This is a genomic window from Streptomyces sp. NPDC059477 (genome assembly GCF_042749375.1).
GTDB lineage: Bacteria > Actinomycetota > Actinomycetes > Streptomycetales > Streptomycetaceae > Streptomyces.
This window is the reverse complement of sequence record NZ_JBHYUG010000101.1, coordinates 405-711: the sequence shown is the minus strand read 5'-3', so window position 1 is coordinate 711 and position 307 is coordinate 405. Positions and strand designations below refer to the sequence as shown.

At 68.1% G+C, this 307-nt stretch carries 1 tRNA gene; it reads left to right on the top strand.

The annotated features are described in order from the left end of the window. The first annotated feature begins 202 nt into the window (after positions 1-202). A tRNA-Ala gene (locus tag ACFXAZ_RS33150) sits at positions 203-275 on the top strand. Positions 276-307: the final 32 nt, after the last annotated feature.

The window sequence follows — 307 nt, the reverse complement described above, 5'->3', positions numbered from 1 at the left end:
GGCTTCGGCGGAGAGACTCTCGCTCCCCCCCCCGCTGACCCACACCGCGCGGGGCGGCCCCCCCCCCCCACGACGAGCATCTTACGGAGAGTGGTCGCCTGCGGGGACCCCCCAATCTTTTTGCGAGAAACCGGGGGCGACCCGGTACTCTGGTCTGCGGCGCCTGCCGGTGTGGTTCGAACCGGCTTGATGCCTCTCTTCCGGGGCCTTAGCTCAGTTGGTAGAGCGCTGTCTTTGCATGGCAGATGTCAGGGGTTCGACTCCCCTAGGCTCCACACGGTCCGACCGGCCGGACACCTTCAGGGGC